Source organism: Methylobacterium sp. HMF5984, assembly GCF_045033435.1.
Classification (GTDB): Bacteria; Pseudomonadota; Alphaproteobacteria; order Rhizobiales; family Beijerinckiaceae; genus Methylobacterium.
The window spans coordinates 1-20,645 of sequence record NZ_JBJFLN010000004.1 but is presented as its reverse complement, the minus strand read 5'-3'; the positions used below and the strand labels follow the sequence as shown (position 1 = coordinate 20,645).

Sequence of the window (20,645 nt, the reverse complement as noted above, 5' to 3'; positions counted from 1 at the left end):
GCCGCTCGATCGTTCAGTCGATGACTTTGCCGTCCGCCCCGACGTTGATGGTCTGCTCCTTGTCCATGCCCGCGACCTTGATCTGGTACTGCACCGCCTTACCGTCCTTCGAAACGGACGCCTCGTAGGCCTTGCCGCCGCCCGCCTTTTGCTCGGCAATCGCGAGAGCCTCCTTGAGCGAGGTCTTGGCCTCGTTAAAGTTGGCTGGCTTCAGGAAGGTGAAGTAGCGCTCGATCGGCTGGTTCTCGGTCTTGTACAGCGCGCCCGTGTCAGCGTTGATGCCGTACTCGACTAACTTGCCGCTCGGGTAGACAACCTTGACGCTGTAGTGTGCTGGGTCCTTGCTGTCAGCCTTCTCGAAGTCGGCGTCGATGGCACGACCGCCTTTCTCGTCCCCCTGCATCTCGGCAGTACTGATCGCCTGCGGCAGACTGACCTTGGCAGTCTTGGCGACCTGCCACTCCTTCATGTTGTCATCCGCATGCGTGGCCGGCATCAGCGTCTGCGTGCCAACGGCCGGTGGGGTGCTTTGAGCGGCAGCGAACCCGGCCGACAGGGCGAGCAGCCCGGCAGACAGCATAAGTCGGTCCAGCATGGCGATGTCTCTTCGTTGGGGAGTTTGCAGGACCTCGGCAACGCTTGTCGCGACGAGGGGTTTCCCCGGCGGGCTGAACAGGGATCGACAGCCACGTCGCGGGAGGGAAACGTCCATGGAAACTCAAATCATAGCTGGTGCCCCGGAAGGATCGGTTGTTCAGCGTACCTCGCCCCGCCCCGATCTGATCGCGTTCGAGATCCGTCACAAAGTAACCAAGGACGATATCGAATGGATGTCGTCGGTCACTGATCGGGCGATGAAAGAGCATGACAAGATCGATATGCTCATCATCATGTCGAACTACGAAGGCTCGGAGTTGGGCGCGAGCTTCGACGGTTATGCCAACAGCGTCAAGGCACGCTCGGTGGCCCATATCAACCGCTACGTGGTCGTTGGGGCACCGACGCTGGCCAAGGCGATGATCAACCTCTCGGGCCTGCTGTTGCCGGTCGAGGCCAAGACGTTCGATCTGGAGGAGGAGGCGGCCGCGTGGGCGTTCTTAGCCGACAAACCCTTTGCCTCGACCTGACAGATTGCGGTTGGTACTCTCCGCCAGTCCCTAGCTCAGGGTTTCGGGCCGAGACCGACCAACCTTTAGGGAGCTGCCACCTCCGCAACAGCTGCAATGAGAGCGATGCTGCAGCACGCTCCGCTGCCGGTCGGGCAACTCGCCGGTCAATAGGCGGATCAGCAGGTGCTCCAGTTGCGTCGCCTGATAGGGTTTTTGCATCACCGGCACTGCCCCATAGGCATCTTCCAACCCCTGCTGTCCATAACCGGTGGCGAACAGGAACGGTGTGCAGCGCTCGAACAAAAGGTCTGCGATTGGATAGCTGCGCGCATCGCCGAGGTTCACATCGAGCACTGCTACGTCGAACCGCTCCGCGTGCGCGGCGGCGAGCCCCTTGTCCAAGCGCATCGCCACCATGACCTCGCAACCGAGGTCGAGCAGCATGTCCTCAGCCAGCATCGCTACGAGGCTCTCGTCTTCGACCAACAGGACCCGGCGCCCCCCCAAGATGCTCATCAAGCCGGGTGCCCTTCGATCGCATCCTGGCCCACCCAGCCCAACGTTGTGAGCGGGATCTGCAGCTGGCACACCACCCCTGCGGGGCGGTAGTCGATTTCGGCGCTACCATCGAACTCTAGCGGCAGTTGCCGCTCGATCAGCCGCGAGCCGAACCCCTTGCGCGTCGGCGGGGTAACCGGAGGACCGCCGCACTCCGTCCAGGTGAGGTCAAGCCGTTGCCGACCGTCGTCAAGTTCGCGCAGAGACCAGATCACGCCAACCTGTCCCTCAGGGATCGAGAGGGCGCCGTACTTGGCCGCGTTGGTCATCAGCTCGTGTAGCGTCATCGCCAGCGTAACCGCTACCTTTGGGTGCAACCGCGCGTCCGGTCCATCTAACTGGAACCGGTTAACATCGACCTCGGCCAGCAGGTACGGTGCCAGCGCGCGCTCGACTACAGCGCACAGGCTGGCGCTCTCCCAGTTGTCCGCCACCAGCACGTTGTGGGCGTCGGACAAAGCTGCCATGCGCGCGTCGAAGATTGCTCGAACATCAGGGTCGGTTCGTCCGCGGAACGTCTGCGCAGCGATCGACTGAACGGTGGCCAGGGTGTTTTTCACCCGATGGTTCAGCTCGTTAAGCAACAGGCGCTGGCGCTCGGCCGCCGCCTTCTCCTCGCTGATGTCGCGTACCTCGATGATCGTGCCGATGATGTTGGCTGCGTCGTCGCGGATCGGGCTCGCGGTGAACCCTACCGGATAGAAATGCCCGTCCCGGTGGACGAACACCTCCTCGCCCCGCTCTTGGTTGTTCTCCGGGAAAGCCCGGTCGATGGCGCATTCGGCGAGTGGGAACGGGCGACCGTTCGGATAGGTGTGGTGGACGATGTCGTGCAGCGGGCAGTCGCGAGCCAGCACCTCTTCCAGCGTCCAGCCGGTGAGCTGCTCGGCGGCGCGGTTCATGTAGATGCAGTGCTGTCGGTCATCCATCAGGAAGATCGCCACCGAGGCGTTGTTCAGCACCGCGTTGAGGCGCCGTTCCGTCTCGAACAGCTGATCCCCCCGGCGCAGCGTCGATAAGGGGGCAATCGCAGCAGAAACGGACTGGAGTGGCTGCCGGGAGTTCGGCACAGGTGCGACCCTTCAAACGGGTTGGACGTTGACCCGCACACGGCACCTCACGGCCGGCAATGTCGGGCATGCTGCCTTAGCTAGGCTTGTGCAGATGCACAATTCCATCGACCGCAATCCGTGACCGTCGAGGGCTGTTCCCCTGCGAGCGACAAATCCGCATGACTGTGGTCGAAAATCCATAGCTTGGGGGAGGAGCACTTCTCAGAAAGCAGGCCAGACAGAGCAGCTGGTTGTAAGAACAATTCTTAAGGCGTACAGCTTAGCCATGTCCGCGCGCCGCACCGTCACCGTCTCGATCACGCCCGAGCAGGATGCGCTGCTCAACACCCTTCTGCGATCCGGCCGCTACCGGAGCATCAGCGAGGCGATGCGGGCTGCTCTGCGCTTGTTGGAGCGCGACGAAGCCGCCGCGGTCGCAGCCATTCGAGCTTCTGGTTCACAGCATGAGGGTGGGCGTGCCTGACCGGACATCACGAGCCGCCATCTTTCCCATTGGTGATAGCACGATGCGTGGCGCCATCCGCGCGCACGACTGGACTACGTCATTGTTCGGTTCGCCGGAGGTATGGCCGGCGCCCCTTCGTGCGGCGCTGACGCTCGTGTTGGACAGCATCGGGCCGACTTGGTTGGTCTGGGGGCCGGAGCTGACGTTCCTGTACAACGACGCTTACGTGTCCATGCTCGGCAGCAAGCACCCGATGGCGCTGGGGCGCCCCATGGCCGAGGTCTGGGCCGAGATCTGGGCAGAGGTGCAACCACTCGTGGCACGCAGCCTCGCTGGCGATCCGGTCCAGATTGTCGACCTGCCCCTGAAGGTGCAGCGCGGCGCGGGCGTCGAACAGGCGTACTTCACGTTCTCCTTCGCGCCACTGCGCGAGGAAGCCGGTACGATCCAGGGCTTGTTCTGCGCCGTGGTCGAAACCACGGCCGGGGTGAGCGCGCGGCAGCACCTCGATGCCTTGGTTCGTTCCTCGTCAGAGGTCCGCTACGCGCTTAGTGCGGATTGGAGCGAGCTTTATCAGCTCGCAGGCGGTAATTTCATCGCCGACAATGCTACGGCCAATCCGAACTGGCTGACCGAGTACATCCCGCTGGAGGACCGTGAGGCCGTGCGCGCGGAATACGACCGGGCGATCAAGACCCGTTCAACCTACCAGCTCGAACACCGGGTCAATCTAGTAGGCGGGACGGTCGGCTGGGCGCTGTCTCGCGCCGTGCCGCAGCTCGACGCCGAGGGTCGTATCACCGGCTGGCTCGGCGCTGCCTCCGACATCACGGCGCGCAAGCGCGCCGAGGCGGACTTGCACGAGCTGAACGAGACGCTCGAACGACAGGTCGCCCAACGCAGCGCCGATCTCGACCGAGTCTGGCGCAACGCCCAGGATCTACAGGTCGTCGTCGATGCGGACGGCGTGTTCCGCGCCGTCAGTCCATCTGCCACGCGGTTGCTTGGTTGGGCGCCCGAGGAGATGGTCGGCCGCAGCTTGTTCGCGTTCACCGATCCAGAGGGCCACGCCGCCTCGCGGGCGGCGCTGCGCCAAGCCGCGCACGAGTCGCTGCCTCTGCATCGCAACCGCTACCGGCACAAGGACGGCGGCCACCGTTGGATCGCTTGGGTCACGACGCCTGAGGACGGCCTGATCTTCTGCTACGGGCGCGACGTCACGCTGGAGATCGAGCAGGCACAGAACCTTCTGCAAGCCGAAGACGCCCTGCGTCAGTCGCAGAAACTTGAGGCCATCGGCCAGCTCACCGGTGGCGTCGCGCACGACTTCAACAACCTGCTCACGGTCATCAAGTCGTCCACCGACCTGCTGAAGCGGCCGAACCTCCCCGAGGAACGCCGCATCCGTTACGTCGATGCGATCTCCGACACGGTGGATCGCGCCGCGCGGCTCACCGCTCAGCTCCTCGCCTTCGCACGCCGGCAGGCGCTCAAACCTGAGGTGTTCGCCGCCTGCGATGGGGTCCGAGCGATCAACGAGATGGTGGGGACGCTGACCGGCGCCCGGATTAGGCTCACAACCGAGTTGCCAGCGCGGCGCTGCTACATCGATGTCGACCCGAGCCAGTTCGATACGGCGCTGGTCAACATGGCGGTCAACGCCCGCGACGCGATGTCGGGCGAGGGGGCAATCACGATCCGCGTCGCGCCGGTTGAGGCGATCCCGGCGGTGCGGACCCACCCGACCATCAAAGGTCCCTACGTAGCGGTCTCACTCAACGATACCGGCAGCGGGATCCCGCCGGAGCGGCTGGACCACATCTTTGAGCCATTCTTCACGACGAAGGAGGTCGGCAAGGGCACCGGCCTTGGCTTGTCACAGGTGTTAGGGTTCGCCAAGCAATCGGGCGGCGAGGTGACAGTCGAGAGTGAGGTCGGCGAGGGCACGACGTTCACGTTGTATTTGCCGCGTGTCCACGGCGCATCGCGTAAGCCAGTCAAGGCTGAGATGCCCGATGTCCTGATCGTAGGCCACGACACGCGTGTTCTGGTGGTCGAAGACAACGCGGACGTGGGCAGCTTCTCGGTTCAGGCGCTCATTGAGTTAGGCTACCTGCCGATCCTCGCCGCAAACGCCGAGGAGGCCCTAACCGAACTTACGAAAGACGCTGACGGCTTCGACGTGGTGTTCTCCGACGTGGTGATGCCAGGGATGAACGGCGTCGACCTCGCCATAGAGATCCGACGGTTGTATCCCGATCTGCCTGTGATCCTGACCTCGGGCTACAGCCACGTGCTGGCAAGGGAGGGAACCCACGGTTTCGAGTTGCTGCAGAAGCCGTACTCGGTCGAGCAGCTCTCTCGAATACTGAACATCGCGGCCCAAACGCAGCGCAGCACGAACAAGCCCGACACCCAGTTTGATGTTTGATTGGCAGCTGCACGTCCGGATCGTTCGCATTCCAGACGTTCACAACGCAAGGACCGAACAGCCGCTTCCCACTCTCTCCGACTTTGCCGCAAGCAGTCGCAAATGTCGGCAAAACGGTCGGATACCTGACACCGCTGAGCTATGCGCTGAGTGCGCACAAGGCGCCTGTGAGGCATACCGGTACAGGGGCGACTTGGAATGTCCGTTCAGGGTGGGAAGCGGACCTTCGCACTCCATTCGGAAGCAGACGTTCCGCATGCGACCGGCATACCGGGGGGCGCCGAGGGCACCCGCACCCTCATCAGCAGGGAAGGCAGCGCGTTACCCCCTGGTCTATCGGTCGGGTTCTTCCGGCGCGGGTCTCGCCACGGTACGTTTGGCCACCACGCCGAGCGTCGAGCCCTGCACGATGATGGCGAACAGCACCACGGCGTAGGTCGCCGCGAGGATGACGGGCTTGGCGTCGCTCTCCGGGATCGAGAGGGCCAGCGCCACCGAGATGCCACCGCGTACGCCGGCCCAGGTTAGGAAGGGCACGTTCTTGGCCGACAGGTTCCCGCCCCAGCGGAACACCAGCAAGGGCGCCGAGACCGCCAGTAGGCGGGCGACGAGCACGATGGGGACGGCCGCCGCGGCGAGGACGAGGGTGTCGGGCCTGAAGCGAAGGACCAGCACCTCCAGGCCGATCAGCAGGAACAGCACCGAGTTCAGCACCTCATCGATCAGGGTCCACAGGGACGAGACATAGCCCTGAGTGCGCTCGCTCATGGCATCACGCGGAGCCCTGTCGCCGACGAGCAGCCCGGCCGCGACCACCGCAAGGGGGCCGCTGGTGTGGAGCTTCTGGGCCAGGGCGTAGGTGCCCGTCACGAGGGCCAGGGTGATCAGGACCTCGACGGGGAAGTCGTCGATGGTGCGCATGGCGCGGTAGGCGACGTAGCCGGTCACGACGCCGAGGAAGAGGCCGCCACCCGCCTCCTGCACCAGCAGGCGCGCGATCCCCGTCGGGCCGGATGCTTCACCGCCGATGCCGGCCGCGAAGCCGAGGAGAACGGTGAACAGGACGATGCCGACGCCATCGTTGAACAGCGCTTCACCCTGCATCTCGATCTCTAAGGCGAGGGGCACCTTCACGTTCTTCAAGGTAGCCAGTACCGCCACCGGATCGGTTGGGCTGATCAGCGAACCAAACACCAGCGCCCATGGCAGGGTGACCGGAAGGCCGATGCCCTGCGCCACGGCCCAGAAGGCGCCGCCCACCACGGCCGTCGAGATGACGGTACCGACCAGCGCGAGCGTGGCGACCGGCCAGGCCCGGTCGCGCAGGGCGCCGAGGTCGAGGGTCATGGCGCCCGCGAACAGCAGGAACGCCAGCATCCCGTTCATCACCACGTCGGTGAAGTCGATCTGCCTCAGCACGTCACTTAGGGCGCCGTAGAGGTTTTGGCCGGGGAAGGCGACGTCGAGGAGCACCAGCAACAGTGATGCGACAAGCCCCATCACCAGCAGGCCGATGCCGTGCGGCATGTGGACGAAGCGCCGGTTGATCCAGCCGAATAGGGCCGACAGTGTCAGGAGAAGGGCGGCGAGATCGAAGATCGAGAGCACACGCCTTCCTTGTCCAGCGTCACCCATGAGAACGGGCGGCGGTTGGGAACGTTCAGGAGCGTCACCTTTGGGTGGTGAGCGGACCCTGACCCTTCGTCTTGAAGCGGACGTTCCGCCCCCGACCCAACCCGGCCATTCGAGATATATTCGCCCGTCCCCTGAAGAAGACGGCAGCAGGCCCCACATAAGAGGCATGCTGCGTCCACCCGTCAGCGTCGCTTGGATCGCCCGGCTTCCGAGAGCGCGACCGCAACCAACATACCGCCAAGCGCTAGCCCAACCGTAAGGCGGGGGTGCATGTACGCCGTGGTGGCGAGCGCGGTCTCGTCCGGATAGCGGGTCGAGGTGCGGCGTGTCAGTAGATGATCGTAGAGCTGTGTGAAGGCCTGATCGATCGCGCGGGTCTCGACAAGCGTACGATCTAAAAGCTTGGCGGCTTTGGCGTGCCCGAGCGCGTGCGCAGCACTACGTAGCGTCCCATACCGGGCGATGTAGAAATGCGCCGCAACTTGACCGTACTCAATGTTGATGAGATCGCGGTCGACGGCGTTCCTGTGCTTGGCTATTTCTGCTTCGTTAAGATCGCAGATGCCCTGCATGGCTGGATCTTTTTTGGGATCGGTCCTGATGCCGATCAGATCAAATACTTCGTCCAACCGCTTCTGCTGAACGATGTTCTGCTTGGATCCGGCCTCCAGCATCTGTTTGAGCTTTGGCAGCGTCGACGTCTTGTCGTTGCGTGCAGCCTGTGCCGCCCCCTGCCGATGCGCTTCGTAGAGCAGATGTAACCCGTCCTCGAAAAGTCGCCGGTTCCCTGACATCGTTTCACGCCTCGTGTTCGCCGTTCTTGGCTCAATGTCTGTTTGGCAGACCTGACCACTCGAGCCGTTCGGTTGATGCGAGCGACCACAATGGCCAACGCGGCGGGCGAACGCCGGGTCCAACTCAGGATCTCTTCGGCTCTGCGAGCGATAGTCCGGGCTTGTGGGGTTCACTCAGGGTCGACCTTTCCAACTATCTGGAACGGTTGTGAATGGCTCCGGCTGCGAGGTCCGTTTCGCCACAAGATCTGCCCAGCGGCGGAACGTCAGCAATCCACCCTTCTCGGACTGTGCCGCAAGCAGTCGTGGGTGTCGGTAAAACGGTTGTTTCCCAGACATGTCGCTGGGGGCAAGTGGGAGGGCTGGCTCAGGCCAGACCTTGGTCCATCCGCTCCTCAATGATCAGCGACGACAAGGTCATTCGCTGCCCCTCTCCACGATCACGCGCAACCAGCATTCGGCTGACATCCTGGCTCCTAACGCTGTCGCGAAGGCGTAGGGTGACTGAGTTACCGATGTGGTAGACAGAGCCGTAATGCTCCACCGATAGGAGTCCGGTTGTTGCTCGCTCGGGAACACCGAGATCACATGGTCGCCTTTTCGTAACATTTGACATGCCTGGGTCATGCCACGCCGGTGCGGGCCCATTATGGCCGGGGCAACTTCGGCAGGATTTTGAACTGACCTACTACCGGCTCGCAACGCCATGTTGTCGAGGAAGGCACGCCTCGTTACAGCGCGCCATGGACAAGCTCGTAGCCCTTCTGGATCGTCTCAAGACCCGCCAGCGCGACCTCATCATGGAGGCCGCTCAGTACGATACGATGCCGGCCGATAGCACGTTGAAGCGGATTGCGGAGCTTGAAAACGCTATCGCGGCAGTAGAGGCGGTAGCTGACGAGGAACGGAGTCGGCGGAGGTAAGTGTGCCCAAAGCGAGCCCTCCCTCATAACCAGAGCAGCACCCCGAGCATCATGACCTGTAAAGTGAGCAGGGCGCTGATCAGTATTTTCGCATCGCGATCATGGATGATCTGAGCCAGCCGCTCAGCCTCGGTCTGCATCAGACCTGGCCCTCGCGCGACCTGTGTAAGAGAGCATAAGGTGCCCGGCGGGGTTCCACACCATTGCGATGCGCCGCTTGGTGGACCTGTGGGCGTCCACTTCGTAAGCCGCGATTGTGACAGCTTCGATTTCGCTCTCGGCTTCGTAGAGCAAAGTTTTTCCGCTGGGTGTGCCGGCTGAACCTATCTGCTGCACCCTGACACTGTAAGCCATCGCGTGCCCTCCAGCAGTTGGCGCCCGCGCCAGCCGATCGGGGGAAAATTCCGCCAGCGCGGGCGTGCCGAAGTTACCGACTGGCAGCGACGACGACAGAACGTTGCATAGGTCTACAATTGCAAATTCATCAAAAGATCAAATCAGAAGCATATTTATTCGCACCGAATTTTAATAAGAGGCAATAGTGGATTTATTACATCATATTATAAGGCGCCTATGCTCAGAATTTGCCTCGTAGGGTCGTCGCGACGGCTTTGCTCAGGTCGTTTCGATCGCTCACGGGTTATGATCTGAGATGACCCGTTGTGCGTCTCCTCCCGAACCACCTTCGCCCCGCCGGCGCCGGCCGCGCGGGGCGCTTTGGCAGCGAGATCGAGGCCCTGAGGCGGGTGAGCGTAGGGGTCGCTGATGTTTGGCATCTGCCCAGCTCCCGTCATGGCGGATAGCCCCCAAACAGATCCCCCAGCGCCTTGCGGCGGAACAGCGTTCGCCATCGCCGCCGCTGATGCTCGGGCCGATCGTGGTTCACGTGGCACCGCTGGCAAAAGGCGGCGAGGTTGGCATCGGCGTTGTTGGCCGTGTCGTGATCCCGATGGGCCGTCGCAAGCACCACCCGTGTCGTTCGTAGCCTTTCAGTCAGGTCGTCCAAGGTCGGCAGCTCGGCGAGGCTCTTGCCCCTTCCATCACGCCAGGCGCTGATTTCGGCGTCCCACCAACGCCCATCACCGAGATGATAGATCATGCGCCCGTGCGGCCGGCCGCAGCCCTCGCATGCGCCACCAGCGCGCCGGAACCGGACCATGGCCGACAGTTCGCGCCAGTCGATCGGGTAGAAGAAGCGGTGCTCGGGACGGATCGGCATCTTGCGATCCTCGGAGTGGGGCAGGTAGGTCTTCGAGCATAGTGGCAAGCCCTCCCTCGTGCCGTGTCTGGCCCGCAACAGACGAGCTTGAGCAGTTCGCTCAGCCCGCAGTGTCGCGACCTGGACCTGAAGGTCATCCTTCGGCAACCTGGATGCTGCAACGTGCTAGGCGCTGCATCAGCGGCCAGCAGGTCGCCCGATCTGTTGCGGTGGCCCTGTTTGCCCCTTCAAGCAGGGCCACCACCTCTTCGAGGCTTCAAGCGGGCCATAAGCCGGCGTCGGCGGTTCCTGTTCCCCGCAGCACCGACCTTCACGCAACCACCCGACCCAAGGCTTCACGGGCACGGTGCAGGGAACTGGCCCGCACCGACCTATCATCGCGTGCTCTCGATGCTGGGCGGCCTGACGGCGTTCGCGACCGCCGCCGACGCGCATGCGTCGAGAGGCCGGCGGCATAGCAGACCGTCGGCCACTTCGCAGCATCGGCTCTCGTCGTTGGCCAGCTTCGATCCGCCACGTATCACGCTCAGCTCGTGCCTCCACCAAATCCGCCTGTAGTTCATGATCAAAGCTACAACGAGGCAATTAGGCCTTGTTGTAGCTTTGTACTTAGCGCTAGATATATATGATGTACTTGTTGGCCATGCGTATTAACATCAGATTACCCGACACTAAGCAGACTTTAAAAGATCCTTGAGCGGCGTATGGCTGTATCGCACCGGCATTGGGGTAGCAGAAGCCCTTACATTCCCGGGTGGGGTTTCGTTTGTGGCAGTATGCTGCCAAATCATGGCATTGCGACGCTCGATCAATTCCATTATCGCACTTACTGTCTGGTGAAGTCGCACCTCAGTAATGCTCACCGTGCCCTCTAACGCGGGGTCGAGCGCTTCGAAAACTAGTTCTTCCTTGAAGGCATGCTCAATCAGAATTCCCTCAATTTCCTGGCGCACCGGGTCAAGAAACTCGACGCCAAAGCCATTGGCTTCGCGACGCGCAATGCGGCAGGCGCGCGGCAAGTTGCTCATACCAATGGAAAGATCGAAGTTTGGAGGAACTAACTCATACTCTGGTGTTTTGACAAAACACCCATAGCTGGATATGTCTGTAACCTCGCACATTATTACAGTATTTGTTCGAGGAACAAATATCCTTGCTGAAAGGTTGCAGGCTTGTCGCTGGATACGGCGTCTATCAGACATTTTTACTCTACTCTGTATGAGTATCAGAGCTAATACAGATCTATTATTAGGTTTGTCATATTAATAAATTATGAATGGTTTATAATATAATCTAATACTCCTTATTAAGTAGCCGACAGTATTCCAAATCAAAACGCGTTATTACAAACCGTATCGTTTTAGACATTGAATAACATACAGCTGTAAATCGAACTTCCGTTCCTATTGGAAATTTGGGTGTGTATTGGGATATTAAATTATGATATATTGGACATACTGCTGTAAGCGACAGGATCAGGTTGGCCCTGTTGTCGCTCATCCTGCGTCCCCCTACGCCCCCCTCCCTCGATTTGCGGCAGAGGTCGATAGCAGGCTGAGGACAGGCATCCCTACGCCAAAGTGGCGCGCGTAGCCGATCGACCTCTTGCAAGGATGGAGTTGCCTCGTCCGCCATGCAGAACGCCTGCCTGCGGCTACCGCATGGCTCGACCGGCTCTACCTGCCTCCCGGATTTGGGGAGAGGCTCTGACGGCAGGGTCGCCCGCTGCTTGTCGGCAGCCCTTTCGAGGGTTCCGAGCCCCTGATTTCACAGGGTATGAAACATCAGTAGGCGTGCGGGTTGCAGATTTGACCCCTCTCCCTTCGGCAACGGGGGCGCGATCCGCTCCCCCCTTTCGCGTCAACCGCAGCCAGGCCGTCCACTCGGCCGAGACGATGCGGACCACGTTCGGCAGGTTGCGGAAGCCTGTCACGGGGCGTTCCTCGACCGTCACGAGCCCGAGCTTGCGGGCCTCGCGGATCGCGTTCTTCACGGTGGACCGGCACACACCGACGATCGCGGCCAGGTGCTCCACGGCGAGGCGGCAATCCTTGCGCCGGACCGTCTCGGCCGCGACGAGCGAGAGCACCGCCTGTTCGGCGAGCGTGAACCGCGCCGCAAGGCCCGGCGGAAGCCGCCCAGAGGCCGCCCAGCGGCGACGGCGCTCCATCGAGGCATCCGTGCGCGGGCGGGAGCCGGCGCCGCTCCTGGGGCTTCCTGTGGGCTTTGGGGTGTGAGTTCCAACATCGGCCTGCCGCGCCTCGATGACGGCGGCCAACGCCTCCGCCTCGACCTCTGACAGGTACCCCTCGCCGAACGCCTTCCACAGCGCGGACGCGACAGCCGGCAATGCGGCGCGCGGAGCCGCCTCCGCCTGACGGCGGATCTCATAGGCATAGTTCATCGAACCCGGTCCCTCACGGGCCGCGGCTAGGGTCCAGGCAAAGCCTTCCCGTTGACGGAAACACGTTCCGTCTTGACTCCCACCGGGAGCATGTGGCTTGTGAGGGGAAGCGACTCGCGCCTCACAGCGCCTCTGGGTTTTCAGCAGCCTCTTCCTTGCCGGGAAGGGGCTGTTGGCTTTTCAGGGGTCTATCTCGCGGCGATCTCTCCTGATGCCGGCTCACGACTCGCCACAGGGCGCGCCATAGCCGGACATGGCATGTCGGCCGGCAGGCACGGTTAAGTCAACGGTAAGGGCTCGGCGAGGCGCAGGCGAGATAAGGAGGCAACGCACCGCCTTCTCAAGCGGCAAGTGGTGCTCCAATCTGTTGCCCCTCGGCAAACCCGTCGATCAAATCGGGATGCTCGGATACGCACCCCATGACTGACTTAACGACCGGCGACCTCATCAAGGCCAAGACGATCGCCTCCGACGAAGTGAACGCTGCGGTGGAGGCGTTCCTGAAGGGTGGCGCGGTGGGCCTGTTTGGGTTCGCGAGCGGCCACACGCTGGACCTTGCTGCCACGGTGAAAGCCAGCCGCCATGCCAGTGCCACTCTGTCCGAACCCACGGCGAAGGATGGCGCTCGGCGATTGGCCGCGCGGACCGCGATCCTGCTGGGCCGACTGACGGCACCGTGAGCGACGACCCGTTCCACGAAGCCGTCGAAGCCCTTCGCGCGCTCGGCCTGTACGTCGAGCCAACTGGCGACGACCTGAGCCTGTGGCTCGTGGACGGTGAGGAGATGAGCGACGCTGGCTCGATGAAGCTCGCTGCGCTGTTGGGCCTCGTACCCAGCTCGGCGACCATTCAGTGAGTACCGGAGATAAGGGCCCGTCCATCGGTGGGCGAGCACTCGAAGCCCTGCGCGCCGTCGCGCTGTACCCGCTCGGCATGCGGCTTACGGCTCACCCGAAGGCGATGCGGGCCCTCGCTGAGCTCGGCTACGTCGAGGAACGGCAGGCACGGTGGCTCGGCGCAGAGCCGCTCGAACGGGCGTGGTTCATCACTCACACCGGGCGAGAGCTATTAACCGTGGCGGGAGGCGGGGATCACGGGTAGCCCATCGAATGCCGCTGGCGGCCGGACACCGCGTTGCGCCGCCCCGCGCACGCTCCAATCCCCGCAGGCCCACATCCGGCGAGACCCACGGCATCACCTGCACCGATCCGATCCATACCGTTCTTGACCTTCCTATCGTTGGAAGGCTTAGGCCCGATTTCACTAGCGTGATGTCATGCGGGGAGAGCGATATGCGGCATATCGTTTGGTTGGCAGGAACAGCGCTCGCAGTGGTAGTAGCCGGAAGCGCGATGTCCCAAAGCCATGACCACATGCACATGGATCATACCGCCAAGGGCGGCGCTGCCGACGCGCCTGCTACGCGCGAGTTCAGGGCGTCGCATGAGCAGATGATGAAGAATATGGCTGTACCCTACACGGGCGACCCGGACGTGGATTTCCGCCTTCAGATGATCCCCCACCATCAGGGTGCAATCGATATGGCGAAGGCCGCGATGCGCCGCGCCAAGAACCCCTGGAGCCGCCAGCTCGCAGAGTCGATCATAGTGGAGCAACAGCGCGAGATCGTACAAATGCGGGGATGGCTTGAGAGCCATGGCGTGAAGGCCGCATCCAGTGGGGGCGCGACACATATCATTGGCGCAGACTCCTTCCGAAGCTTGTCACCTGAGGCGGCCACCCGTACCGAGGCTGCGGGAGCTACCTGGGTGCCAGCATCTGGCGTTCGATAACAATCACCGCCCACAAGAGTATGGAACGATTATGTGCTCCGTCGTGACCGCTCAGACGCATTACTCACGGTAGCCTGATCTCTCCGCTTCCTGTCGCGCAGTACTGAGGACGCGGGCCTTCGCCGGCTGCTCAGTGATGGCAGTCCATAATCGAATGAGCATGAGCAGATCACGACTGTCTTGGCTGAGATCGCTGACGCCGTCTTGGGAGTGGTTCTGGCTAAGGGCGTCTCGAGAGAGTCGTCTATAGAAACTGGATCCCGGGGCGTCTGAGGGCGGATAATCTGTCATTGTGCGACTAAAGCGCACATTTGATTGGGCTGGATTATCTTTTGATTGCTACAACGATTTATATCGCCGTAACCTGTCGGACGAGATTGGGGTATCGTTCAAGAACGTAGGTCGCACGCTCCTCAGCACGGTTGTCCCATAACGACAGGGAAAGGCCGCCGCGGCGAGTCCCGGGCGGGCTTTTCTGATGAGTCCTCGTAAAAAAGCTAGCGACGAAGTGTACCAACGAACTGTTGGTTAGAGCCCCTTCTTCGTACCAATGGTCCGACCGCTACCACGGCGCATCATGTGGCGCCGCATGGTGTGGTGGCGCATCATCGAGCGGCGCGTCATCCGCACCTGCACGGTCGGGGCCTCGGGTTGAACGAGGCTCGGCGCGGGCGCCGGCGTCGCGGCGGAGACGGCGCCGGCCGACATCAGGACGGCGCCGAAGGCCGCGGCCACGATCGCAGAGGCTGTGAGACGGGTCTTGGTCATCGGTGGCGGGTCCTTGCTGCCGCACCGGATTGGCGCGACGGCGTGAAACCACGGGCACGATGCTATCGTTCCTTGGGCCGAGATCACGCCCCAAATGGAACAACCCGCCGCGGCAGTGCCGGGTTGGTCGAAGTGATCTCGGGTAGGGAAGCGTCAGGCCGAAACGCTTCACACGAGACGCTAAGCGATCTACGTCCCACGATCATTGACAGCTCTCAACCCGGGTTGCCGGCTCGGTCCCCGTCGCCTTCTGCAACTCGGCGCGGCCCTTCGAGAAGCCGTCCAGCCACGCAAACCGAAGGCCGAACGCCGAGTAGTCGTACGGACATTCGCCCGCGAAGTGCTTCTCGACTTTTCCGGCCTCCGAGCCGAGCCGCATCGCTTCGGCCTCCTCGTTTTTCGTGCTGCCATCCATCAGCTTCTCCCGTGATCTGGAAGGCTACCTCTGCTGCCTGCCGAACGAGCTCCTCAAGCCAACTACGTTCATCCTCTTGGAAGGTTTCGCCGTGCGCCGCTGGCGCGGGGAGGCTCGCTGAGCGAGTGTACCAGCCGAGATCGCAGGGGAAGCCGCGATGAGGATGGAGAGGCCCGACCTCACGGACGAACCGGACCCCGAGATCCGCGAGATCGTCGAGGGTTTCCACTGCTGGTACGACCGCGCCTCACTGGCGGAGCAGATCGCTTGGCATCGCCGCCGAGCCATTCGGACCTGCCGAAACAACCGAAAGATCCTGCGACTGACGAGCGAGCCGTTCCTTCGGGACTACGCACACTCGGTCCTTCGCCGGGCACAGATCCGGTTGCTGCGGATCCGGATATGGCGAGCGACCGGGGCCTGCCCCGGCGAGGGGTAGTGCAGGCACGAAAAAGCCCCGCGCGGATCTCTCCGGCCGGGCTGATCTGACGAGTTCCCTAGTGGACAAGGCGGCGAGCGCGAACGGTTGTTCCACCCGCCGAGAGACGCCCGCCTACTGGCTACCGCCACTGCCGGCGCTGCCGTTCGGGACCGCTTGCTCAGGCTTTCCGGCATTGCCACCAGCCGCCGAGTCCTTCGTCACCGTTTCTGCACCGGTAGCGCCGCGAGAAACAGACGTGGCGCCGTCATTGCCTGTGGTGTTCGGCTGGTTCTGAATGACCGTGCCGCTCGTACCGGGCTGGCGAGGCGCTTCGGTCTGACCGAACGCCGGAGCAGCTGCGAACAGCACGACGCCGGCAAACAAAAGCTTCTTCATGGGGTACTTCCGGTGTGTCGAGGGCAGGACGCTCTCGCGCAAATAAGGAACACAAACGGCAGGGCGGCCTTCGAGTTCACATGTGCGGTATCAATATCGGGATGCATGACACGAAAAAGCACGCCGCGGCGGATGCCAGGCGGGCTGATCTGACAAGTTCCCCGCAAGCGTAGCCGAGGGACGCAGACCCGTCCTCCGCTCTGAACACGGAGGACGGGTTCTTCGCATGTGTCACCAGCGAACCGGTCCTGAGCCCGGCTTGGGGGCAAGCTGCCCGCGATCGGTTACTCGGACGTCAACAGCTTGGCGTTGCCGGCTCTCGGATACCGAGCATCAGATCCCGAAAAACCTCAGCAGTCGTTGCTGCCGGGCTTCATCACCTGACCCTCGGTAGGCTTCTTCTCGCCGTCGGCGGCCTTGGTGCCGGCGCCGACGTTGTTCAGCGCGCCGACAGTTCCGGGAGACTCGGCTTTGGCGCCAGGGCTCTTGGGGGCAGCTGATGTACCATCGACCATCGAGCTTTTATCGCCCGAGGATGCTTTGCCTTCCATGTTGGTGGTCGTACCCACCGCGCACGGAGCGGCGAAAGATGCGCCAGCCGTCAGCATCAGGATGGCAGCAGCGCCTGAAAGGGTTGCAAGCTTGGTCATGTTTCCTCCGGATCGTATTGCCGGAAGGAAACCAATCTAGGCGCGATCGTTCCAACCCTGCGCCACTAGGGCTCTTTCCGCCCCTGGAAGGGCCGAAGCAGCCAAGCCATCCCTCCACATCAGCCTGCTCAACCTCATCCGCCGCCATCTGGTCTGTCCCCTTGTCGACCTCATGAACGATCTGCTGCAACAATGAGGGAAGCGGAACGCCGTACTCGTCCAGGAGGAAGGCGGCGCTGAGTAGCGCCCGGATGTGTTGCTCCGGGACCGGCCGGCTCATGATCTGTGCGTCCAGCACCTGATCGGCAAGGAGGCCAGCGAGGCGCGAGACTTCAGATAGGCGCTCGGGCGAGGAGGTCATGCCTTGCGCTCTCGGAAGCGGATGCCGGCCCCGCCCCCGTTCTCGGGGATGAATTCGAGGCCGGCGGTCTCAAGCGTGCGCTGAATATCAGCCAACGTCCGGTCGTAGGGCGTCCGCTTTCCTGCCTCGAAATCAGCGATCGTCTTTTTCGAGACGGAGGAGACTTCCGCAAGGCGGTCCTGGGTCCATTCCAAAAGTGCGCGGGCGGCACGGCACTGGTCCCGTGTCATTACCATTTTTTGGAAACCTTGCGCTTTTGGAGTTGACTACAAGATGGGGAGGTTATATCAAAAGGGCAAGGTTACTTCAAGCCAAGGCCCGCCCCGATGCGCTACGCCAATCTCATCCCCGCCTCGCATATCGCCCGCAGCGCCGACCCCCGCCTGACCGCAGACGCCCGCCGCGCCTTCATCACCACGAAGGCCGCCGTCGTCGCCTCGACCCAGAGCGCCAAGCGCTTCAACCGCACCGTTCCCCTCGTCAATCGCGACGGCACGTTCGACCGCTCCGCCATCATGCGCGCCGCGATCTTCTCCGCTCAGGCCCGCATGGAAGTGACCGGCGACGCCTGGGGCGTGTGCATGTCCTACGCGCTCAAGGGCGCCTGGGCCGCTGCCAAGGCTTCCCGCCCCTACCGCGCGCACTGAGGGCCAGACCGATGGCCGCCACCCTCATCCGCCCGCCCGTCGTTCGCCTGCTCCACGCCCGGCAGGATCACGCGACCTGCCTCCGCCTGGCGGCTTCCTACCGGCAGCGCATCGCGGCCGGCGAGACCGATCAACGCGAGGCCCATGCCTGGGCGCTCGGCAACGCCCGCCGCTGGCGCCTCGTCGCCGCCGAACTGAGCGAGGGGCGCTGATGGCCGCCCTGTCCCGCCGCGGCGTCCTCGGCGCCTTCCTCGTTCTCGTGTCCTCGCGGGTGCCGGCCATGGCTTCCGACCGTGTGCTGCCGGCGATCCGCTGGGCCGAGAAAGCCGATGCCGCCTACTCCGCCTCGGGGCGTGTCACTGCGGATCTCGCCGCCGCCGGCCTGCCGATGCCTTCCGGCTGGCGTGCCTACCGCGCTTCTCTAGCCCGCGTGCGCCGGCTGGCTCGCCTCGACCTCTACGCCCTGACGCCGACCACGCCCGAGACCGCCGCAGCCCTGGCCGCCTACCACACCGCGCGCGGCGAGCGGGCCGGTAGCGCAGGCGCCCGACGAGCTGCCCGCCGCCGGCTCCGCAAGGCGTTCGCCCGGCCGGGTGCCGCGCTTCCGCCCCGGCCGACCTAACCGGCGCCCCTTCCCCCTCCGCTTTCCCTGATTTCCTCCCCGAGCCCTCTGAAGCCCGACCGATGACGCACGCCCGTATCCTCGCCCTCGACACCGCCGCCGACCCGATCCACGCCGCGATCCAGCGCCACCGCGCCGCCTACGAAGCTTATCAGGTCGCCCCCGAGGGCAAGGCTTCCGTGATCGCGAGCGACGACTACGACGCCGCGACCGACGCCCTGACGACGACGCCCTGCGCTTCTCGCTTCGGCGCGCTCGCCCTGCTCGGGCACCTGCGCTGGTGGCTGGGCGAGGAAGCCGAGTTCTCAGCCGCGCATCAGCCCGGCTTCGGCATCGTTCAGGCCCGCGTCGCCGACCTCACGCTGTTCCTGGGCACGAACCTGCCGCCCGTCGCGATCTCGTCCGCCTTCCCCTCGGGCCGCCTGCTGCCGGGCGTCGATCGCTACAGCCAGCACGCCGCGCTTGCCCCGCCGAACGAAGCCCTGCCCGGCGAGGACGAGACCTGGCAGGCCGTGACCGCCGTCCGTCCCGATACCGCGTTCGTCCGCTCCCGTCGCTTCATCAGCGCGGCCGGCGAATTCCTGGCCGCCGTGGCGATCATCGGGGGCGGCTGCGTCCTCACGGGCCTCGCGTCCCTGATCTGACAAGCAACGGTATCCCGCTAACGCACGACAGCATTGTAGCATTACAGCATCGTAGGATTAGATATGCGCAACCCCTTAAAGCTCCCGACCACCAATCTTAAGCCGACCCTGCGCGAGCGGTTCGCGTCGATGAAGGCCAAGGCCGCGGGTCTCGCGACCGAGACGAGCCAGGGCCGCCCGGCCTCCCCCGCCGCCAATCCCGCCTCCGCCCCCCTGGCTGACGCCGTGTCGGCCGCGATCGACAGGCATACGCAAGCCTACGGGGAACGCCTGTATGCCGAAGCCTACAGGATGACGGCCCTCGTCGCGGAATATGAAGGGTTCGCTCGCGTCAGCGATGAGGCTGTGACCCGTGAGGATGAGGTCGGCTTGCCGCTTCCCGATGATTTGTACAACGCAATCGATCGGGTTCGCCATTTCACGAACCAAGGCCGGGAGGACATTGTCCGTCACGCCATGGCCCTTCCGGCAACCACGCTTCTCGGCTTCGGGCTCAAAGCTCAGATCCTAGAGCACGATGCGGCTGCGATCTGGGACGGAGGCGAGGACGACTTGGACCATTTGCGTTGTCAGGCGCTCCTGCGCGGACTGATCGCAGCGGCCGGGCTCTCGCCGATCCCGCGGCTTGAAGTGACCTCCGATGAAATTCGCGGCTGGCTCGCGGACCCCAAAAGCGCCCCCGGTGGCCTCCGCGTGAAAGCTTGACCGATGGGCGATATCGTCACCTTCCGCCCGCGCGCCATAGCACCGCACGTCCCGCCGGCCCCCTCGCCGGCCGAGACCCGCCGCATGATCGAGGAGGCAGCGCAAGCCGCCCTCGACACCGCCGACAGCCTCCTCGCCATTCTTGACCGCATGGACGGCGACGCCGATGCCGAGGACAGCAGGGACGCTGAACCCACCCTCGGTGCCCCTGAGAACCACCACGGCAGTCAGGTCGTGTGGATGGGGGGCAACGATGCGGACCGGAAGGCCGAGGAGCCGGAAGCCGTGCTGCCGATTGTGGTGGCGGAACGGTTAGTGGCCTTGTTTGCGCCCCTGCCCTGGCGTGGCTCGGGCAACGTCGTAGCAGCTGCTGGCGTGGCGCTCCTTGGGATGGTGGCGGGGCGCTGACGCTAAAAACTCATGGTGAGATCGAGAAAAATGATCGGTCTCACTGTGCATGCCCGGCAACCTAGAAGAGCCCCCCCGGCCACAACTCGACGAAGCCGGTTGCGACTAGATCCGTCGTTCCTGTCAGCTTAGTCAATCTCACGAATTTTTTATCATTTGATGTAAGTAACACGGGCGTGATTAGATTTGAATTAATATATTATTTATCGTTTTAGATATATCTA

General features: G+C 63.2%; 25 protein-coding genes. 12 read left to right on the top strand and 13 right to left on the bottom strand.

Annotated features, from left to right (window positions below; genetic code table 11):
* Positions 1-13: 13 nt before the first annotated feature.
* Positions 14-595 carry a PepSY domain-containing protein gene (locus tag ACFZ8E_RS27230; protein ID WP_405044583.1) on the bottom strand — a complete coding sequence of 194 codons (582 nt, stop codon included), beginning with the start codon at positions 593-595 and terminating at the stop codon, positions 14-16.
* Between the two features lie 115 nt (positions 596-710).
* Between ACFZ8E_RS27230 and ACFZ8E_RS27225 the strand changes: the two genes are divergently transcribed.
* Entirely contained in the window at positions 711-1,127 is a 417-nt protein-coding gene (locus tag ACFZ8E_RS27225; protein WP_405044582.1) for an STAS/SEC14 domain-containing protein, read from the top strand.
* Positions 1,128-1,157: 30 nt separating this feature from the next.
* Here the strand turns inward: ACFZ8E_RS27225 and ACFZ8E_RS27220 are convergent, their stop codons facing one another.
* Both ACFZ8E_RS27220 and ACFZ8E_RS27215 read right to left on the bottom strand, forming a co-directional pair.
* Positions 1,158-1,625 (bottom strand): response regulator, encoded by a 468-nt coding sequence (locus tag ACFZ8E_RS27220; RefSeq protein ID WP_405044604.1) that lies wholly within the window; start codon positions 1,623-1,625, stop codon positions 1,158-1,160.
* Positions 1,625-2,737: a sensor histidine kinase gene (locus ACFZ8E_RS27215; RefSeq protein WP_405044581.1), complete on the bottom strand. Its 1,113-nt coding sequence runs from the start codon at positions 2,735-2,737 to the stop codon at positions 1,625-1,627. The genes ACFZ8E_RS27220 and ACFZ8E_RS27215 overlap by 1 nt, the downstream gene beginning before the upstream one ends.
* A 268-nt stretch (positions 2,738-3,005) precedes the next feature.
* On the opposite strand from ACFZ8E_RS27215, the gene ACFZ8E_RS27210 reads away from it, so the two are divergent.
* Both ACFZ8E_RS27210 and ACFZ8E_RS27205 read left to right on the top strand, forming a co-directional pair.
* Positions 3,006-3,203, top strand: a complete 198-nt coding sequence (locus ACFZ8E_RS27210; protein WP_405044580.1) for a type II toxin-antitoxin system ParD family antitoxin — start codon at positions 3,006-3,008, stop codon at positions 3,201-3,203.
* Positions 3,204-3,246: 43 nt separating this feature from the next.
* The gene (locus ACFZ8E_RS27205; protein WP_405044579.1) at positions 3,247-5,616 is read left to right on the top strand and encodes a PAS domain-containing protein; all 2,370 of its coding nucleotides are present in this window, start codon (positions 3,247-3,249) and stop codon (positions 5,614-5,616) included.
* A 333-nt stretch (positions 5,617-5,949) separates the two neighbouring features.
* On the opposite strand, the gene ACFZ8E_RS27200 is transcribed toward ACFZ8E_RS27205, so the two are convergent.
* The 5 genes from ACFZ8E_RS27200 to ACFZ8E_RS27180 form a co-directional block, all read right to left on the bottom strand.
* Positions 5,950-7,224 carry a cation:proton antiporter gene (locus tag ACFZ8E_RS27200; RefSeq protein WP_405044578.1) on the bottom strand — a complete coding sequence of 425 codons (1,275 nt, stop codon included), beginning with the start codon at positions 7,222-7,224 and terminating at the stop codon, positions 5,950-5,952.
* 209 nt (positions 7,225-7,433) lie between these two features.
* Positions 7,434-8,045, bottom strand: coding sequence for a DUF892 family protein (locus tag ACFZ8E_RS27195; RefSeq protein ID WP_405044577.1), 612 nt, complete (start codon positions 8,043-8,045; stop codon positions 7,434-7,436).
* Between the two features lie 1,713 nt (positions 8,046-9,758).
* Positions 9,759-10,187: a hypothetical protein gene (locus tag ACFZ8E_RS27190; RefSeq protein ID WP_405044576.1), complete on the bottom strand. Its 429-nt coding sequence runs from the start codon at positions 10,185-10,187 to the stop codon at positions 9,759-9,761.
* Positions 10,188-10,858: 671 nt separating this feature from the next.
* A complete protein-coding gene (locus tag ACFZ8E_RS27185; protein WP_405044575.1) occupies positions 10,859-11,389 on the bottom strand; it encodes a PilZ domain-containing protein in 531 nt (176 codons plus the stop codon).
* Positions 11,390-11,841: 452 nt separating this feature from the next.
* Positions 11,842-12,591, bottom strand: coding sequence for a helix-turn-helix domain-containing protein (locus ACFZ8E_RS27180; RefSeq protein ID WP_405044574.1), 750 nt, complete (start codon positions 12,589-12,591; stop codon positions 11,842-11,844).
* 419 nt (positions 12,592-13,010) lie between these two features.
* On the opposite strand from ACFZ8E_RS27180, the gene ACFZ8E_RS27175 reads away from it, so the two are divergent.
* From ACFZ8E_RS27175 to ACFZ8E_RS27165, 3 genes are all read left to right on the top strand, one after another.
* Positions 13,011-13,271 carry a hypothetical protein gene (locus tag ACFZ8E_RS27175; protein WP_405044573.1) on the top strand — a complete coding sequence of 87 codons (261 nt, stop codon included), beginning with the start codon at positions 13,011-13,013 and terminating at the stop codon, positions 13,269-13,271.
* Entirely contained in the window at positions 13,268-13,447 is a 180-nt protein-coding gene (locus ACFZ8E_RS27170) for a hypothetical protein (RefSeq protein WP_405044572.1), read from the top strand. Before ACFZ8E_RS27175 ends, ACFZ8E_RS27170 begins: the two co-directional genes overlap by 4 nt.
* Before the next feature lie 496 nt (positions 13,448-13,943).
* Complete coding sequence (locus tag ACFZ8E_RS27165; RefSeq protein ID WP_405044571.1) at positions 13,944-14,384, top strand: DUF305 domain-containing protein; 441 nt, start codon at positions 13,944-13,946, stop codon at positions 14,382-14,384.
* A 528-nt stretch (positions 14,385-14,912) separates the two neighbouring features.
* Here the strand turns inward: ACFZ8E_RS27165 and ACFZ8E_RS27160 are convergent.
* From ACFZ8E_RS27160 to ACFZ8E_RS27140, 5 genes are all read right to left on the bottom strand, one after another.
* Complete coding sequence (locus ACFZ8E_RS27160; RefSeq protein ID WP_405044570.1) at positions 14,913-15,152, bottom strand: hypothetical protein; 240 nt, start codon at positions 15,150-15,152, stop codon at positions 14,913-14,915.
* Between the two features lie 202 nt (positions 15,153-15,354).
* Positions 15,355-15,567 carry a hypothetical protein gene (locus tag ACFZ8E_RS27155; RefSeq protein WP_405044569.1) on the bottom strand — a complete coding sequence of 71 codons (213 nt, stop codon included), beginning with the start codon at positions 15,565-15,567 and terminating at the stop codon, positions 15,355-15,357.
* 553 nt (positions 15,568-16,120) lie between these two features.
* The gene (locus tag ACFZ8E_RS27150) at positions 16,121-16,384 is read right to left on the bottom strand and encodes a hypothetical protein (protein WP_405044568.1); all 264 of its coding nucleotides are present in this window, start codon (positions 16,382-16,384) and stop codon (positions 16,121-16,123) included.
* A 350-nt stretch (positions 16,385-16,734) separates the two neighbouring features.
* Positions 16,735-17,034, bottom strand: a complete 300-nt coding sequence (locus ACFZ8E_RS27145) for a hypothetical protein (RefSeq protein WP_405044567.1) — start codon at positions 17,032-17,034, stop codon at positions 16,735-16,737.
* 357 nt (positions 17,035-17,391) lie between these two features.
* Positions 17,392-17,625, bottom strand: coding sequence for a helix-turn-helix transcriptional regulator (locus tag ACFZ8E_RS27140; RefSeq protein ID WP_405044566.1), 234 nt, complete (start codon positions 17,623-17,625; stop codon positions 17,392-17,394).
* Between the two features lie 96 nt (positions 17,626-17,721).
* Here ACFZ8E_RS27140 and ACFZ8E_RS27135 point away from each other — a divergent pair, with 96 nt between their 5' ends.
* The 6 genes from ACFZ8E_RS27135 (at position 17,722) to ACFZ8E_RS27110 (ending at position 20,421) form a co-directional block, all read left to right on the top strand.
* Positions 17,722-18,042, top strand: a complete 321-nt coding sequence (locus ACFZ8E_RS27135; protein WP_405044565.1) for a hypothetical protein — start codon at positions 17,722-17,724, stop codon at positions 18,040-18,042.
* Positions 18,043-18,053: 11 nt separating this feature from the next.
* Entirely contained in the window at positions 18,054-18,254 is a 201-nt protein-coding gene (locus ACFZ8E_RS27130) for a hypothetical protein (protein ID WP_405044564.1), read from the top strand.
* A complete protein-coding gene (locus tag ACFZ8E_RS27125; protein WP_405044563.1) occupies positions 18,254-18,664 on the top strand; it encodes a penicillin-binding protein in 411 nt (136 codons plus the stop codon). The genes ACFZ8E_RS27130 and ACFZ8E_RS27125 overlap by 1 nt, the downstream gene beginning before the upstream one ends.
* A gap of 62 nt (positions 18,665-18,726) precedes the next feature.
* Positions 18,727-19,308 (top strand): hypothetical protein, encoded by a 582-nt coding sequence (locus ACFZ8E_RS27120; RefSeq protein WP_405044562.1) that lies wholly within the window; start codon positions 18,727-18,729, stop codon positions 19,306-19,308.
* Between the two features lie 63 nt (positions 19,309-19,371).
* A complete protein-coding gene (locus tag ACFZ8E_RS27115; RefSeq protein ID WP_405044561.1) occupies positions 19,372-20,013 on the top strand; it encodes a hypothetical protein in 642 nt (213 codons plus the stop codon).
* 3 nt (positions 20,014-20,016) lie between these two features.
* The gene (locus tag ACFZ8E_RS27110) at positions 20,017-20,421 is read left to right on the top strand and encodes a hypothetical protein (RefSeq protein WP_405044560.1); all 405 of its coding nucleotides are present in this window, start codon (positions 20,017-20,019) and stop codon (positions 20,419-20,421) included.
* Positions 20,422-20,645 lie beyond the last annotated feature (224 nt).

What these genes read in the sequence shown, in the direction of transcription:
- ACFZ8E_RS27230 (WP_405044583.1), bottom strand. Translation starts at nt 595, where the DNA reads ATGCTGGACCGACTTATGCTGTCTGCCGGGCTGCTCGCCCTGTCGGCC.
- ACFZ8E_RS27225 (WP_405044582.1), top strand. Translation starts at nt 711, where the DNA reads ATGGAAACTCAAATCATAGCTGGTGCCCCGGAAGGATCGGTTGTTCAG.
- ACFZ8E_RS27220 (WP_405044604.1), bottom strand. Translation starts at nt 1,625, where the DNA reads ATGAGCATCTTGGGGGGGCGCCGGGTCCTGTTGGTCGAAGACGAGAGC.
- ACFZ8E_RS27210 (WP_405044580.1), top strand. Translation starts at nt 3,006, where the DNA reads ATGTCCGCGCGCCGCACCGTCACCGTCTCGATCACGCCCGAGCAGGAT.
- ACFZ8E_RS27205 (WP_405044579.1), top strand. Translation starts at nt 3,247, where the DNA reads ATGCGTGGCGCCATCCGCGCGCACGACTGGACTACGTCATTGTTCGGT.
- ACFZ8E_RS27195 (WP_405044577.1), bottom strand. Translation starts at nt 8,045, where the DNA reads ATGTCAGGGAACCGGCGACTTTTCGAGGACGGGTTACATCTGCTCTAC.
- ACFZ8E_RS27190 (WP_405044576.1), bottom strand. Translation starts at nt 10,187, where the DNA reads ATGCCGATCCGTCCCGAGCACCGCTTCTTCTACCCGATCGACTGGCGC.
- ACFZ8E_RS27185 (WP_405044575.1), bottom strand. Translation starts at nt 11,389, where the DNA reads ATGTCTGATAGACGCCGTATCCAGCGACAAGCCTGCAACCTTTCAGCA.
- ACFZ8E_RS27180 (WP_405044574.1), bottom strand. Translation starts at nt 12,591, where the DNA reads ATGAACTATGCCTATGAGATCCGCCGTCAGGCGGAGGCGGCTCCGCGC.
- ACFZ8E_RS27175 (WP_405044573.1), top strand. Translation starts at nt 13,011, where the DNA reads ATGACTGACTTAACGACCGGCGACCTCATCAAGGCCAAGACGATCGCC.
- ACFZ8E_RS27165 (WP_405044571.1), top strand. Translation starts at nt 13,944, where the DNA reads ATGTCCCAAAGCCATGACCACATGCACATGGATCATACCGCCAAGGGC.
- ACFZ8E_RS27160 (WP_405044570.1), bottom strand. Translation starts at nt 15,152, where the DNA reads ATGACCAAGACCCGTCTCACAGCCTCTGCGATCGTGGCCGCGGCCTTC.
- ACFZ8E_RS27155 (WP_405044569.1), bottom strand. Translation starts at nt 15,567, where the DNA reads ATGGATGGCAGCACGAAAAACGAGGAGGCCGAAGCGATGCGGCTCGGC.
- ACFZ8E_RS27150 (WP_405044568.1), bottom strand. Translation starts at nt 16,384, where the DNA reads ATGAAGAAGCTTTTGTTTGCCGGCGTCGTGCTGTTCGCAGCTGCTCCG.
- ACFZ8E_RS27145 (WP_405044567.1), bottom strand. Translation starts at nt 17,034, where the DNA reads ATGACCAAGCTTGCAACCCTTTCAGGCGCTGCTGCCATCCTGATGCTG.
- ACFZ8E_RS27140 (WP_405044566.1), bottom strand. Translation starts at nt 17,625, where the DNA reads ATGACACGGGACCAGTGCCGTGCCGCCCGCGCACTTTTGGAATGGACC.
- ACFZ8E_RS27135 (WP_405044565.1), top strand. Translation starts at nt 17,722, where the DNA reads ATGCGCTACGCCAATCTCATCCCCGCCTCGCATATCGCCCGCAGCGCC.
- ACFZ8E_RS27130 (WP_405044564.1), top strand. Translation starts at nt 18,054, where the DNA reads ATGGCCGCCACCCTCATCCGCCCGCCCGTCGTTCGCCTGCTCCACGCC.
- ACFZ8E_RS27125 (WP_405044563.1), top strand. Translation starts at nt 18,254, where the DNA reads ATGGCCGCCCTGTCCCGCCGCGGCGTCCTCGGCGCCTTCCTCGTTCTC.
- ACFZ8E_RS27120 (WP_405044562.1), top strand. Translation starts at nt 18,727, where the DNA reads ATGACGCACGCCCGTATCCTCGCCCTCGACACCGCCGCCGACCCGATC.
- ACFZ8E_RS27115 (WP_405044561.1), top strand. Translation starts at nt 19,372, where the DNA reads ATGCGCAACCCCTTAAAGCTCCCGACCACCAATCTTAAGCCGACCCTG.
- ACFZ8E_RS27110 (WP_405044560.1), top strand. Translation starts at nt 20,017, where the DNA reads ATGGGCGATATCGTCACCTTCCGCCCGCGCGCCATAGCACCGCACGTC.